We start from the raw sequence: 11,824 nt of genomic DNA, 5'->3' as shown, positions 1-11,824 counted from the left end.
GCAGCGAGGCCGACGCCCACACCGAACCCGGCGACGTCCACACCAGCGAGCCCGAGCAGACCCGGACCACCCGAGCCCGGGATCGACCGCGAACCCGAGCTGGAAGCGTGAGCCCGGAGCGACACGGCGTCCTGCACCGATCTCACGAGGCCGAAGCCGGTGACACGGCTTATCCTCGAAACACGTCCCGTGACCCCGGTCGGCACCCGAGAGATGGATCCGACCAGGGAGCCCAGAGTGTTCGACCGACACTCAGCCGCCCGGGCGTCGCGAGGTGCGGCCGCGATGATCGCCCTCGCACTCACCGGGATCGGTCTCCTGGGAGCACCGGTGGTCGTACTGACACTGTGGATATTGGCGCTGCTGCTGGTCGGTCCCGTCGTCGCGGCGCTCGTACACACCGCCCGCCCGCAGGACCGTCTCGCCCTGCGCGTCGCGACGATCGCGACGATCGCGAGCGTGGTCGCGCTCAGCGGTGTCACCGCAGGGGTGATCGTGCTGCTGGGCCCTGCGGCGTTGCCGGTGATCACCGCGGCGCTGATCGTGGCGGGGCTCCTGGCTCGGCGGCGCACCGACACCTACCGCCGCTGGTACACCCTGCTCGTCACCCCCAGGGTCGACCTCGAACGTCGTCGACCCGGTGAGGAGCGGTCCGGAGCGGCCGAGCGGCAAGTTCCCACATCGCTGTCGTCGCCCGGGAGCAGCGCCCCGCGGCGACCGATCAGCACCGCGGCGCTCTGCCTCGCCTGGCAACGCAGCTACTGGGTGCTCCAGGATCTGCCGGCCGACCGGCGTTGCGAGGTGGCAGCGGTCCGGCAGAGTCTGCTCGACGAGATCGAACGCCGAGACCCGAGCGGCTTCCGCCGCTGGCTCGACGCCGAGCCCCGTGCGAACAGCGATCCCCGCCGCCACCTCACCACCGACCCGGGATGACCACGACCCTGGTCCTGCACTGTGCGACGAGGAAGTCGCTTCGGATCATAGGAACCCCTGCTGCCTCGTCTCGGTTCACCGCGCGGGTTGACGATGACCTGGCTACGGTCGGAGAACGGGTCCGGCCCTTGCCCGTGGGCTCAGAATCCTGCCCTCCTGCGAACCACCCGTGCCCAGCCCGATCCACCGCATCGCACCGCCGTCTCCGATCGTCGGGCGCCGGTCCTTGGAGTAGCCGTGTCCCTCCCTCCCCACGCCCTCGTGATCCGGCAGGGAACGAAGTCGTGCGTCCGATGATCCCTCCGCTCGGCCGTCGGGATCGGCCCGTCCTACCGACCGGCATCCTCTTCGCCGAACCGGCGACCGGCCTCCTCCCCTTTGGCGCTCTCCGCCATCCCGGGCTGACCTTCACTGTCATCACCAGGTCTCCTCGTCGAACGACTCAACCCCACCGGCGTCGATCCGATGCCGGCGGCCGGATCCCGGCCCGACCCGAGCACCCAACGATGAACCGTCACAGCGGTCGTCTCGTGAGGGGATTTTGCGGCTTGTGCACAGCGTTGATGCTGGCCGGGTGCGCCGGTGGTTCGCGCAGCGGCAGTGACCAGCCCGGGACGCAGGGCGTCTCGAGCGCCGCGCCGGGACCCGCCGGCCAGGTAGATCGCAAGTCGCTGAACAGCTCGTCCGCGCCGGATCTCTCCGCAGCCCTGCGGGCCAACGACGTCAGCGGCCCGGAGAACTGGTCCCAGATCCTGCTCCAGTTCACGCCCTACCCGCCCGGCCAGGCCGGCGCCGAGAAGATCGCGCAAGTACTCGCCCAGTTCAAGGCCGACCCGGACACCACGGCAAAGATCACGAATGTGGTGACTCCCTAGAGAGGCCCGGAGCCTGGCGCGCCCACCGGGGATCGTCAGCGGTCGCGGTCGGACTCCTGGACACCGGAGGTCTCGATCTGCTCCTTGCGTACCTCGCCGGAGACCTGCTCGTCCTCGGTCACGGTCTCCTTACCCAGCCGAATCCGTTCGACCGGTACCGCTTCGACCTCGGTGACGGGACGCTCGGCGTGCAGCGTGACCTCGTGCTCCTCCTCGGAGATCGACGGTCCGTCGACCGCGTCGCCGAGGTCGGCCCCGGTGACGGGCTCACGCTCGATGCGCACCTCCTCGTGGGAGACCGGCACGGTCTGCGTCACGTTCTCGGTCACCACGTACTTGCGCAGCCGAGCCCTGCCGACCTCGGTGGTCTCGGTCCCGACCCGCAGATGCTCCTCGGAACGCGTCATCGCGTCGTCGGTCGTCGGGCCCGACGTGTCGTGCCCCACCGCCGTGTCCACCCGGCCGCGGTCCGTACCGGCAGCGCGCCGATCGGTCGCGTCCGGCGCGGTTACGCCCTCGCCGCCGTAGGGAACGCCATAGTGCCGGAAGAGCTCGACCTCGTCCTGGGCGCTGAGCTCGCGGTCTGGATCGTGGTGCGGCGCCGACGACAGGGCGTTCTCGTCGAAGGGGACCTTCAGGTCTCCATCCGCAGTGTCGGCCGCGGCCAACGGGACCAGCGAGACGTGCGAGCCGAACATGCCGCTCTTCACCGCGGCCCATGCCGGCCGCTGGGTCTCGTTGTCCAGATAAACACCGTCGACCTTTCCGAGCCTCTTACCGTCCTGACCGATCACGGTCATTCCGTGGAGCTCGGAAGGGTCACTAATCGTCACAGCCATGAATTCCCCAGTTCTCGGGCGACGAGCCGGAACAGCTCGTGCCCGACAGAGGTAGCCGGCCCGAGGGGGGCTTCACACGTCGCGCCTCAAGATTTTTGCAGGTCCGCCCCCCGGCTTGCGCCGGCAACACGAGTAGCCCGTATCCGGGTGCTCACACCTGATCACACCGAGATCTTTTCGGACTCGTTCTCTTCCTCACGCTTCCCGGCCCACGTTCTGCCATTCAGCCGAATTTCGTGCCCTGACGCCCCGGAAACAGGTTGACCGCCCGCCACCCGGGTAATGCCGTCGAGATCGCACACCCCTAAATGATCGAGGAGCGCCGTCGATGACGTCACCCACCCACTCGCCCCCGCCCGCACCGGACCCCGTGAGTCCCCCGGCCGAAGGCCGTTCCGACCTGTCCGTGCCCGAGTCCACCCGGGGCGAGGCGACCGCCGTCGGCAGGGTCACCGCCGACGCGGGCCGACAGGTCGCCGATGCCGCTGCTGACCAGGCGGCGCAGGTGGGCCAGGAGGCACGCCGGCAGGCGAAGGACCTCTACTCCCAGGTCCGAGACCAGGCCGTCGAGCAGGCGCGCACCGGCCAGCAGCGGGCCGGCGAGAGCCTGCAGGCTCTCGCCGCCGAACTGCAGGAGATGGCCGGCGGCGGCTCCGGGCCCGCGGCCGACCTGGCCGCGCAGGCCGCCGAGCGCCTCGAGGGCGCCTCGCGTTGGCTCGGCGACCGCGAACCCGGTGACCTGCTCGACGAGTTCCGGGGGCTCGCCCGCCGCCGCCCCGGCTCGTTCCTCATCGGCGCCGCGGCAGCCGGGCTGTTGGTAGGCCGGCTCACCCGCGGAGCGATCGACGCGAATCGGGACGCCGCGCCCCCGGCGCCGCCCATCCCCACCACCGTGCCGTCGGGCACCCCGCCCACGTCCGCGCCGTCCGGCGGGCCTCCGCCGATCTCGCCGAGCCCGGCCGACCCGGGTACACAGTGGACCGATCCCGGACGCACCCCCGCTCACGCCCCGCGCCCCGGAGCGACCACCGTGGGCGAGTACGTCGACGAGCTGGAACACCGTGGCACGCAGCCGTACCCCGGTGACCCGCGATGACGGTCCCACCACCGCCGTCCGGGGCGCATCCGGTCGATACCGCCCGCCACGCGGCGGACCGCGAGCCCGACACCGCGTCGGTCGGCGACCTGGTCGGCAACGTCACGCGCAACCTGTCCACCCTGATGCGGCAGGAGCTCGCGCTGGCCCGCGCGGAGATCAAGCAGGAGGCGTCCAAGACCGGCAAGGCCGCCGGCGCTTTCGGCGGCGCCGGTTTCGCCGCCTGGTTCGTGGTGCTGTTCCTCTCCCTGGCCCTCTGGGCCGGGTTGTCGAACCTGATGGATCCCGGCTGGGCCGCGCTGATCGTCGGCGCCCTCTGGGCGATCGTCGCCGCCGTCCTGTTCATGAGTGGTCGCTCCACGTTCCGCAAGGTCCATCCCAAGCCCGAACGCACGGTCGACACGCTCGGCCAGGTACCCGACGCCCTCAGGGGCCACCGAGGAGACACGCGATGACCACCCCCGACGATCCCGACCGCCTCCGCCGCGAGATCGAGCAGACCCAGGCGCGGCTCAGCACCGACGTCAACGCCGTCACCGACAAGGTCAGCCCCGCCCGCGTCGTCGAACGCCGGGTCGACCGCGCCAAGGCCACGGCCGGCCGCGTCCGGGATGCGGTACTGGGTAGCGACCCGGCAGGCACCGCCCACGACGCCGCGGGCGGTCTGGCGGGCACCGTGTCCGACTCCGCCTCCGGCGCGGCGCAGGCGGTGCAGGACGCCCCGCAGAAGGCGCGGCAGCAGGCCCGGGGCAACCCGGTCGCGGCCGGGCTGATCGCCTTCGGCGCCGGCTGGCTCGTCTCGTCGCTGCTCCCGGCCTCGCGCCGCGAGCAGGTGCTCGCCGAGAAGGCCAAGGAGCACGCGAGCGAGCTCGGCCAGCCGCTCGCCGACGCTGCCAAGCAGGCCGCCGAGGAGATCAAGGACACCATGACCGAGCCGGTCCACCAGGCCGTCGACGCCGTTCGGTCCACGGCGCAGGACGCCGGACAGGCGGTCGCCGACCAGGGTCGGAGCGCGGCCGAGCAGGTCAGGGGCCAGGCAACCGACTCCGCCGAGACGGTCCGTCGCAGCACCTCCGGCTGAGCCGTCCCCCGGCGGTGACGCCCACCCTCCCCCGATCGTCTGGAGCATTCTCGTGACCACCCGAAACACGCTTCTCCGCAGCATGAACGACCTGGGTCTGGCCGCCTGGTTCGGCGGCACCCTGTCCAACGCCATCGCCCTCAACGGCGCCGCCGCCCAGGCGTCCGACCCCGCCGAGCGGCTCCGCGTCGCCGACGCCGGCTGGGCCAGGTGGGCGCCAGTCAACCTCGCCTCCATCGGGGTCCACCTCGTCGGCGCGATCGGAATCGGCTACGCGAACAAGAGCCGGGTCGCGACCCAGAAGGGCGTCCTGGCCTCCACTGTCGCCAAATCGGTCCTGACCGCGGCCGCGCTGGGCGTCACGGCCTACAGCAGGGTGCTCGGCAAGAAGGTCGAGCAGGCCGAGGGCCGGCCGACCCGGGGCGTCACCGAACCCGCATCCGACGCCCCCGATGACGCGGCGGCCTCTGCCCAGCGGCAGCTGGCCCTGCTGCAGTGGACGATCCCCGCACTGACCGGCGCCCTCGGCGTGCTCAACGCCGTGCACGGTGAGCAGCAGCGCCCCGTCCAGCAGCTCGTCGGCCGGCTCGCCCGGCCGGCCAAGGCCCTGGGCCTCGCGGCCTGAGGCGAACCGTGACCGACCGAGACGCACCGACAGCGGCAGCCCATCCCGGGCGGGAGGCGGAGAGCCCCACCGCGATCCCCGCCCGGGGATGGTGGCAGGTCCTGCGCCGGGCCTGGGCCGAGGCCAAGACCGACAACGTGCCGATCCTGGCCGGCGGCGTCGCCTTCGCCGCGTTCCTCGCCCTGTTCCCCGCCCTGATCGCCGCGCTGACCCTCTACGGACTGCTCGCCGATCCCGCCCAGGTCGCCGGTCAGATCGAAGGTCTCGCGTCCGCGCTGCCGGAGACGGCCCGCCCGATCATCACCGACCAGCTCACCGCCGTCACCGCAAGCGGGTCCGGCGCTCTGGGCGTCGGCCTGGTCGTCTCCGTGCTCGCGGCGCTGTGGAGCGCCTCGGGCGGGACGATGAATCTGATCAGGGCGACCAATCTCGCCTACGACGAGGACGAGTCGCGGGGCTTCCTCCGGCTCCGGGGCACCGCACTGCTGCTCACCCTCGGCGCGGTCGTGTTCGTGCTGCTCGCCGTCGCCCTCGTCGCCATCGTGCCGGCGCTGCTCGACGCGCTGGGACTCGGTGGCGTCGGCCTCGTCGCCGCCCAGGTCGTACGCTGGGCCGTGCTGCTCGCGCTGGTCGTGGCGGCCCTCGCGGTGATCTACCGGGTGGCACCCGACCGCGATGCACCCAGGTTCCGGTGGGTCAGCGTCGGCGCCGTGACAGCGACCCTGCTCTGGATGCTCGGCAGCGTCGTGTTCAGCCTCTACGTCGACAACTTCGGCAGCTACAACAAAACCTACGGCGCCCTCGCCGGTGTCATCGTCCTCATGCTGTGGCTCTACCTGACCAGCTACATCGTCCTACTGGGCGCCGAGATCAACGCCGAGAGCGAGCGCCAGACCGAACGCGACACCACCCGGGGCGAACCGGTTCCGCTGGGCGAGCGCCGAGCGACCGCCGCGGACACCGTCGCCGACGAATCGCAGGAAGACCGCGAACAAAAGTCGTGAGCGGGTCAGGCGACGACCGGATCCCGGCGGATCACCGGCAGTGCGACGTCGTCGTCGGCCGGGCGGCCCCCGACCAGCCCGGCCATGATCCGTGCACACAACCCGTCCGCGGTGTCCGCACCAGTGGAGACGACCTCGACGAGTCGCTCAAGCCCTACGCCCGGACTGGACCCGCGCCGCTCGACCAAACCATCGGTGTAGGCACACCGCACACCACCGGGCTCGACGGTGACCTCCGACGCGGGACGACACGCGGACGACGCGACCCCGACCGGGACACCGGGCGCCAGGTCCACGAGGTCCGTACCGGCACCTGGGCGGGTGAGGACCGGTGGCGGGTGCCCGGCCGAGGACATCCGCACCCGACCGTCGGCAGGATCGAGCACTCCGCACCAGAGGGTGACGAGCTGCCCGGGATGAAAGGTACGGACGTGACGGTCCAGCGGGCCAGCAGATCCGCCGGATCGTCGGTCTCCAGGGCGTAGGCCCGCAGAGCTGTCCGCACCTGGATCGTCGTCTGCGCCGCTCCGAGCCCACGGCCCAGCACATCGCCGACGACGAGCAACAACGCTCCGGACGGCAACCGCACGGTGTCGTACCAGTCACCGCCTACGATGCCTCGGCGATCACCCGCCACGTACCGCGACGCCAGCTCGAAGCCCTCGATCTCCGCGGGGGCTCGGGCAGGAACGACCGTTGGTGTCCCTAGCCCAGGGCAGGTTCGCGTCGTTGGTCCGATACGACGTCGGCCGAAGCTGCTGGTGGCTAGCCCGAGGGGGCGACAGTCTACTGTCGACGTCGCGCACAGGGTGAGACGCGGCAGAGCCTGACATTCCGAGGCTCTGCCGCCTCTGTTGTGACAGGGACACACGTCGGGCTCATCGAGATCACGCTCTGCCTAACGGGCTTACTCCTCCCGGGTCAGCGCAGGCAGCCATCAGAGGCGAGAAAGGACGGCGTCCTCGAAGTCGGTGTCGAGTACCGACTCGGCGCCCGACACATCGACCGACGGCCATCCCGCACCAGCTCGATATTGACACCACGCGGTGGGAGTACTACACCGAGGACGTTACAACGTCGTGAACGCCACAGGGACGGCGACGAGTCGAGACAACGGGATGGTGGTCTATCAGAACAGCGCCCGAACATCTGGATCAATGACAGGACGACGAACGCGGACCCGGCCACCCGGCCGGGTCCCTCGTTCTATCGGCCAGCCCTCAGAGCGTCGCTCATCCCTCGCTGCCGCCGGCCCGGCGCGGACACCATGCCTATCAGGCAGGGATTATGAGATGGTCCCGCGCGGGCCCGGGGGCGGTGGGAGGACGTCGTCAATGATGACCGCGACCTCGGCGACAGTCAGCCCAGTGATGGCGGTAACCGTCTCGGTGATGGCGCTGCGGACTCGCCCGGCCAGATCGTGCAGGTCGGTCCCGTAGTCCGCAGCAATGATGACTTCCAGAGCGGTGTGCGCGCCGGCGACCCCTGCCTCGGCTCGCGGGCCGGGGTCGTGGCCTCCTCCCTCGAGGGGGTGACCGGTCCGCCGGGTGAGCGCCACGCGAACTCCAGGAATCTGCTGGGCGGTCCTGCGCGCCGTGGCCGTGACCACTCGTGCTGCGATCCGCACGACACCGTCAGGACCGGCGAGCAGGGCGTAGTCCGGCCGCTCGAGCCGCTCCCGCAACTGCCGCAACACAACATCGAAGCGCTGCTTGGGCAACGGCACCGGCTCGGCCGCCAGCTCGGCCATCGGCGCCCACAATCGACGGTAGTCGGCCAAAGCGGCCTGGCAGTGCACGCACCCCTGCTGATGCCGATTCCGGTGTTCACCCAGCCCGTCCTCACCCTGAGTGACCTGCTCGATCAGCTCGTCCACCGCGCGACCGCAGGCGAGGCGATCACCACCGGACTGCCACCGTCTGGTCATGCCCACTCCCGCAGCTCGTCGAGCAGACGACGTCGCCCCCTGGCGAGCCGGCCACGGACGGTCGCCTCGGAGACCCCCAGGATCACCGCCACGTCCTGATAGCGCAGCTTCTCCACATCAACGAGCACGACCGGGGCACGCAAATCTGGAGGCAGCGACGTAATCGCTGCCAGCGTCGCCCGCAGCCGGCCACGGGCGACAGCCTGCGCGTCAGCACCCGGCAACGGCGGTGTGAGACGTTCGTCAAGAACGTCATGGCGCTGCCGGCGACCGATGTGGGTGAGGCAGCGATTGACCACGACCCGGTAGAGCCACGTTGTGAACAGGCTGTTCCCCGCGAAACTCGCCAACGCCGTCCACAGCTGCAGCACCACATCCTGTGAAATGTCCTCAGCATCATCGGGATCACCGACCATCCGCAGCGCGATCCGGTAGATCCGCCCACGGTGCCTGCGCACCAGCTCTTCCCACGCGTCTAGCGACCCCGCCTTGGCCTTGGCGACCAGCCAGTCGTCCGCCGCCGTATCTAACCCGTCCATTCAGACACCAGCACGCCACGACATGACCGACCAGCCCAAGTCCGGCAACACCATCACGTTCCGTGAACCTGTTCTGACGACACGGCGGGCACGGTTCGGCCACACCCCCGAGCCCCCCGCTCCTGGTCCGTTGGCCGGTTGACCACACGCCTCTGCGCGGTCGGAGGCCGAGACTGCCCCCGCAGACGCACCCACGTGGGTTCCAGGACAGCCCCGCTACGACACGCGACCACGCCGCAGCCGGAGTGACTGGGCTCACATGCCATGCGCATGATGATCGCACCCCGTCGTAGTCGCACCATCAAATGCCCGACCGGCCATCGTGGAGAGCAGGAGACCCCCAGGACATGACCGATTCCCGTTTCGTCGATCGCACTCACCCAGCTCGCGGGCGCACCCCGAGCTCCGCCCGCACCACACCAGCCGCAGGCACCTCCACCGCACGCACCCCGGAATCGCCGGGCCCCAAGTCGACTGGCCCTGCAGGATCGACGAGCTACGACCTGGCGATCGAGCTCGCCTCCCGCGACATCGTCGCCGCCTACCGCGACGCACCGGACCGAACAACCGCACAGCGCATCGCACGAAACGTCACAGTGTGGCTTTCCGGGATCTACGGCCACGCCGCAATACGAGACCTGGCCGAGCGACTCGCCCACCAACTCGCCGACGTGATAACCCACACCACCGCGCCCCCGATCCCGCCCGCCGGCCACTGACAGGACACCACTCATGACAGCATCCGAACCGCCCTCCGCGACGACAGCACCAACGACGAGCCCCGGCGAGAAGACCGAGAGCTGCCACGGCGTCGACACCACCCTCACCCCGATCTACGCCGCCCTACTGGCCGAACGAACCCAGCACACACCCTCCACCCGAACCGACGACCAACCGTCCAACCCGGATGCCGCCACCAGCGGACTACGCAACAACGATTGATCAACAGCCCTCGTACCGGTAGCCGAACCGGCTCACACATCACCGATACCCAGAGGGAGAGCCCGACCACCGGGCGCAGTCGCAGAAACAACCTCCGATGACGAACAGCAAGAACCGCAGCCTTACGACCATCCCATCTCTTGTCGACGGAACACCACTTCCGATAGACCCGCCCCAGCCCGCAACCCTCACCCGGATGAGACCCATCTCACCTCAGGCAGGCAAGCCAGCCGGTACCGCCGCCACGCGTCGAGGAGCCCATGCATGGGTAAGGGAGCAGGGACGCCTTGCCTCGGGGAGCCGGGAGACCTTCGGGCAGGCGTCCAAGCCCCACCAGCCCCGACACCGAGGCCATACCAGAGCGGCTTTCGGCGGCGACACTGCGGCCATCCGGTGGTTCTGACACGCCTGTATGGACTAGAAGCGATGACTAAACGTCATAACTGCGCCATGGCAGAGGCGCGTCGGTCACGCATTCCGGTGATCGGGGGCGGTAATGGACGGATACGACGACGACGGAACCAGCGACAGCACGTCGGCCCGGCGCACCACGCTTCATGATGTCAACCCCTCCACAGTCCGGGCCCCGGTCCGGATCCCGGCACAACGATCAGCTCCACAGGACGGCTCCAGCGCTGCCAACGACGATCATCCGCAGAATCAGTCGCGGCCCTGCCGCTGCGGACACGACAGATCGAGTGTGCGACTGACAGAGGCTGATTACGCCTGGGCGGTGGGCTTGGTGGTCTTCTGAAGGAGCCTCTCATAGGGGGTTTGACCGCCGAGCCCGCCGTGTGGGCGGTGGTAGTTGTAGTAGTCCTCCCACTCGCGCAGCTTGTCGTCGAAAGACGTTGTGCCGTCGATGACGACGCCCTCGAGGAGCCGGTAGAACTCCTCGGCGTCGATGCGGTGCGAGCGCTCCACCTTCCCGTTGAGCCTGGGTGCGGGGCCTGATGCAGACGTGCTGCAGGCCCTGGTCGAGGGCGTGCCAGTGGAACGCGGACTGGAATTCCGCGCCGTTGTCGGTTTGGATGACGTCGACCTTGAACGGCAGCCGGGACAGCACGTGGTCGAGGAACGCGACCGCGGTCTTCTGGTCCGCGCGCGGGTAGTCGGCGCACGCTTCCACGACGCGGCCGCGGGCACGGCAGCCGCCACCGCGGCGCTCGACCTCCTCGAGCTGCCCGTTCCCGCCTCCGGGCCGGTGGGGGCGCCCGATCCCGCCGCGGCCGCCGTCCGGCTGCGGGACGTGCGGGTCGAGGGTCGCGGCGGCACGATCCTGGACGAGCCGGACCTCGTGGTCTCACCGCGGGAGGTCCTCGGCGTCACCGGGCCGAGCGGCTGCGGCAAGTCCACGCTCCTCGACCTGCTGGCCGGGCTGCGCCGGCCGGACGCCGGGACGGTGACGGTGGGCGGTGCCGGCCTCGCGGGGATCGAGCCGGCCTGGTGGTGGCGCCGCGTCGCGTGGGTTCCGCAGCGCCCGGTGCTGCTCGCCGGCACGGTGCGCAGCAACATCGTGCTCGCCCATCCGGACGCTTCCGCGGACGCCGTGGCGCGGGCCGCCCGGCTCGCCGCGCTCGACCTTCCGCTCGACACCCCCTTCGGCGAGGGCGGCACCGGGCTGTCCACCGGGCAGCGCCGCCGCGTGGCCCTCGCCCGAGCTCTGCTGGCCGACCGCCCGCTCCTGCTGCTCGACGAGCCGACCGAGGGCGTCGACACCGCGACCGAGGCCGCCATCGGCGCGGCCCTGCCCGAGATCGCGGCAGGTCGGACGGTCGTCCTCGTGAGCCACCGGCCGGACCTGCTCGCCCGGTGCGACCGGGTCATCGCCGTCTCCCGCAGCACCGGTGCCGTGGCAGGACGCCCCGGGACGGCCCTGCCCGAGCCGTCCGGGACGGGACCGGAGCCCCCGTCCCGGACCCGGGGTGACCGGAACGCGTCGGTGGGTCGCGCGTCCGGTCAC

13 protein-coding genes and 2 pseudogenes are annotated in these 11,824 nt (G+C 70.6%); 10 read left to right on the top strand and 5 right to left on the bottom strand.

All coding sequences use genetic code 11. The features are described 5' to 3' along the window. Positions 1 to 285: 285 nt before the first annotated feature. Together ABD324_RS36245 and ABD324_RS36240 are read left to right on the top strand one after the other, a co-directional pair. A complete protein-coding gene (locus tag ABD324_RS36245; protein WP_344428113.1) occupies positions 286 to 933 on the top strand; it encodes a hypothetical protein in 648 nt (215 codons plus the stop codon). 548 nt (positions 934 to 1,481) lie between these two features. Continuing rightward, complete coding sequence (locus tag ABD324_RS36240; protein ID WP_344428110.1) at positions 1,482 to 1,808, top strand: hypothetical protein; 327 nt, start codon at positions 1,482 to 1,484, stop codon at positions 1,806 to 1,808. A 35-nt stretch (positions 1,809 to 1,843) separates the two neighbouring features. Here the strand turns inward: ABD324_RS36240 and ABD324_RS36235 are convergent, their stop codons facing one another. Then, a complete protein-coding gene (locus ABD324_RS36235) occupies positions 1,844 to 2,647 on the bottom strand; it encodes a DUF2382 domain-containing protein (protein ID WP_344428107.1) in 804 nt (267 codons plus the stop codon). Positions 2,648 to 2,975: 328 nt separating this feature from the next. Between ABD324_RS36235 and ABD324_RS36230 the strand changes: the two genes are divergently transcribed. The 5 genes from ABD324_RS36230 (at position 2,976) to ABD324_RS36210 (ending at position 6,453) form a co-directional block, all read left to right on the top strand. After that, positions 2,976 to 3,743, top strand: a complete 768-nt coding sequence (locus ABD324_RS36230) for a hypothetical protein (protein ID WP_344428104.1) — start codon at positions 2,976 to 2,978, stop codon at positions 3,741 to 3,743. Continuing rightward, on the top strand, positions 3,740 to 4,198 hold the full coding sequence (locus tag ABD324_RS36225; protein ID WP_344428101.1) for a phage holin family protein: 459 nt from the start codon (positions 3,740 to 3,742) through the stop codon (positions 4,196 to 4,198). The genes ABD324_RS36230 and ABD324_RS36225 overlap by 4 nt, the downstream gene beginning before the upstream one ends. Continuing rightward, positions 4,195 to 4,824 carry a DUF3618 domain-containing protein gene (locus ABD324_RS36220; RefSeq protein ID WP_344428098.1) on the top strand — a complete coding sequence of 210 codons (630 nt, stop codon included), beginning with the start codon at positions 4,195 to 4,197 and terminating at the stop codon, positions 4,822 to 4,824. Before ABD324_RS36225 ends, ABD324_RS36220 begins: the two co-directional genes overlap by 4 nt. A gap of 82 nt (positions 4,825 to 4,906) precedes the next feature. Beyond that, a complete protein-coding gene (locus tag ABD324_RS36215; protein WP_344428095.1) occupies positions 4,907 to 5,449 on the top strand; it encodes a hypothetical protein in 543 nt (180 codons plus the stop codon). An 8-nt stretch (positions 5,450 to 5,457) separates the two neighbouring features. Continuing rightward, entirely contained in the window at positions 5,458 to 6,453 is a 996-nt protein-coding gene (locus ABD324_RS36210) for a YihY/virulence factor BrkB family protein (protein ID WP_344428092.1), read from the top strand. 5 nt (positions 6,454 to 6,458) lie between these two features. Here the strand turns inward: ABD324_RS36210 and ABD324_RS36205 are convergent. From ABD324_RS36205 to ABD324_RS36195, 3 genes and pseudogenes are all read right to left on the bottom strand, one after another. After that, positions 6,459 to 7,000: pseudogene (locus tag ABD324_RS36205) on the bottom strand (PP2C family protein-serine/threonine phosphatase). Between the two features lie 738 nt (positions 7,001 to 7,738). Further along, positions 7,739 to 8,329: an Asp23/Gls24 family envelope stress response protein gene (locus tag ABD324_RS36200; protein ID WP_344428089.1), complete on the bottom strand. Its 591-nt coding sequence runs from the start codon at positions 8,327 to 8,329 to the stop codon at positions 7,739 to 7,741. 47 nt (positions 8,330 to 8,376) lie between these two features. Continuing rightward, positions 8,377 to 8,919, bottom strand: a complete 543-nt coding sequence (locus ABD324_RS36195) for an RNA polymerase sigma factor (protein ID WP_344428086.1) — start codon at positions 8,917 to 8,919, stop codon at positions 8,377 to 8,379. Between the two features lie 347 nt (positions 8,920 to 9,266). Between ABD324_RS36195 and ABD324_RS36190 the strand changes: the two genes are divergently transcribed. Together ABD324_RS36190 and ABD324_RS36185 are read left to right on the top strand one after the other, a co-directional pair. Further along, positions 9,267 to 9,638, top strand: a complete 372-nt coding sequence (locus ABD324_RS36190) for a hypothetical protein (protein ID WP_344428084.1) — start codon at positions 9,267 to 9,269, stop codon at positions 9,636 to 9,638. 13 nt (positions 9,639 to 9,651) lie between these two features. Next, positions 9,652 to 9,861, top strand: coding sequence for a hypothetical protein (locus ABD324_RS36185; protein WP_344428081.1), 210 nt, complete (start codon positions 9,652 to 9,654; stop codon positions 9,859 to 9,861). A 720-nt stretch (positions 9,862 to 10,581) separates the two neighbouring features. Here ABD324_RS36185 and ABD324_RS36180 read toward each other — a convergent pair. Then, positions 10,582 to 11,007, bottom strand: coding sequence for an integrase core domain-containing protein (locus ABD324_RS36180; protein ID WP_344428140.1), 426 nt, complete (start codon positions 11,005 to 11,007; stop codon positions 10,582 to 10,584). Here ABD324_RS36180 and ABD324_RS36175 point away from each other — a divergent pair. Then, positions 10,928 to 11,506: pseudogene (locus tag ABD324_RS36175) on the top strand (ATP-binding cassette domain-containing protein); the annotation flags it as partial. The gene ABD324_RS36180 and the pseudogene ABD324_RS36175 sit on opposite strands and share 80 nt — an antisense overlap. Between the last annotated feature and the right edge of the window lie 318 nt (positions 11,507 to 11,824).

The organism is Pseudonocardia ailaonensis (assembly GCF_039531635.1).
GTDB lineage: Bacteria > Actinomycetota > Actinomycetes > Mycobacteriales > Pseudonocardiaceae > Pseudonocardia > Pseudonocardia ailaonensis.
The sequence above is the reverse complement of the archived record's forward strand: the minus strand, read 5'-3'. Positions and strand labels throughout refer to the sequence as shown.

Bases quoted from the DNA above. Each gene is read 5' to 3' on its own strand.
- ABD324_RS36245 (WP_344428113.1), top strand. From the start codon at position 286: ATGATCGCCCTCGCACTCACCGGGATCGGTCTCCTGGGAGCACCGGTG.
- ABD324_RS36235 (WP_344428107.1), bottom strand. From the start codon at position 2,647: ATGGCTGTGACGATTAGTGACCCTTCCGAGCTCCACGGAATGACCGTG.
- ABD324_RS36230 (WP_344428104.1), top strand. From the start codon at position 2,976: ATGACGTCACCCACCCACTCGCCCCCGCCCGCACCGGACCCCGTGAGT.
- ABD324_RS36225 (WP_344428101.1), top strand. From the start codon at position 3,740: ATGACGGTCCCACCACCGCCGTCCGGGGCGCATCCGGTCGATACCGCC.
- ABD324_RS36220 (WP_344428098.1), top strand. From the start codon at position 4,195: ATGACCACCCCCGACGATCCCGACCGCCTCCGCCGCGAGATCGAGCAG.
- ABD324_RS36215 (WP_344428095.1), top strand. From the start codon at position 4,907: ATGAACGACCTGGGTCTGGCCGCCTGGTTCGGCGGCACCCTGTCCAAC.
- ABD324_RS36195 (WP_344428086.1), bottom strand. From the start codon at position 8,919: ATGGACGGGTTAGATACGGCGGCGGACGACTGGCTGGTCGCCAAGGCC.
- ABD324_RS36190 (WP_344428084.1), top strand. From the start codon at position 9,267: ATGACCGATTCCCGTTTCGTCGATCGCACTCACCCAGCTCGCGGGCGC.
- ABD324_RS36185 (WP_344428081.1), top strand. From the start codon at position 9,652: ATGACAGCATCCGAACCGCCCTCCGCGACGACAGCACCAACGACGAGC.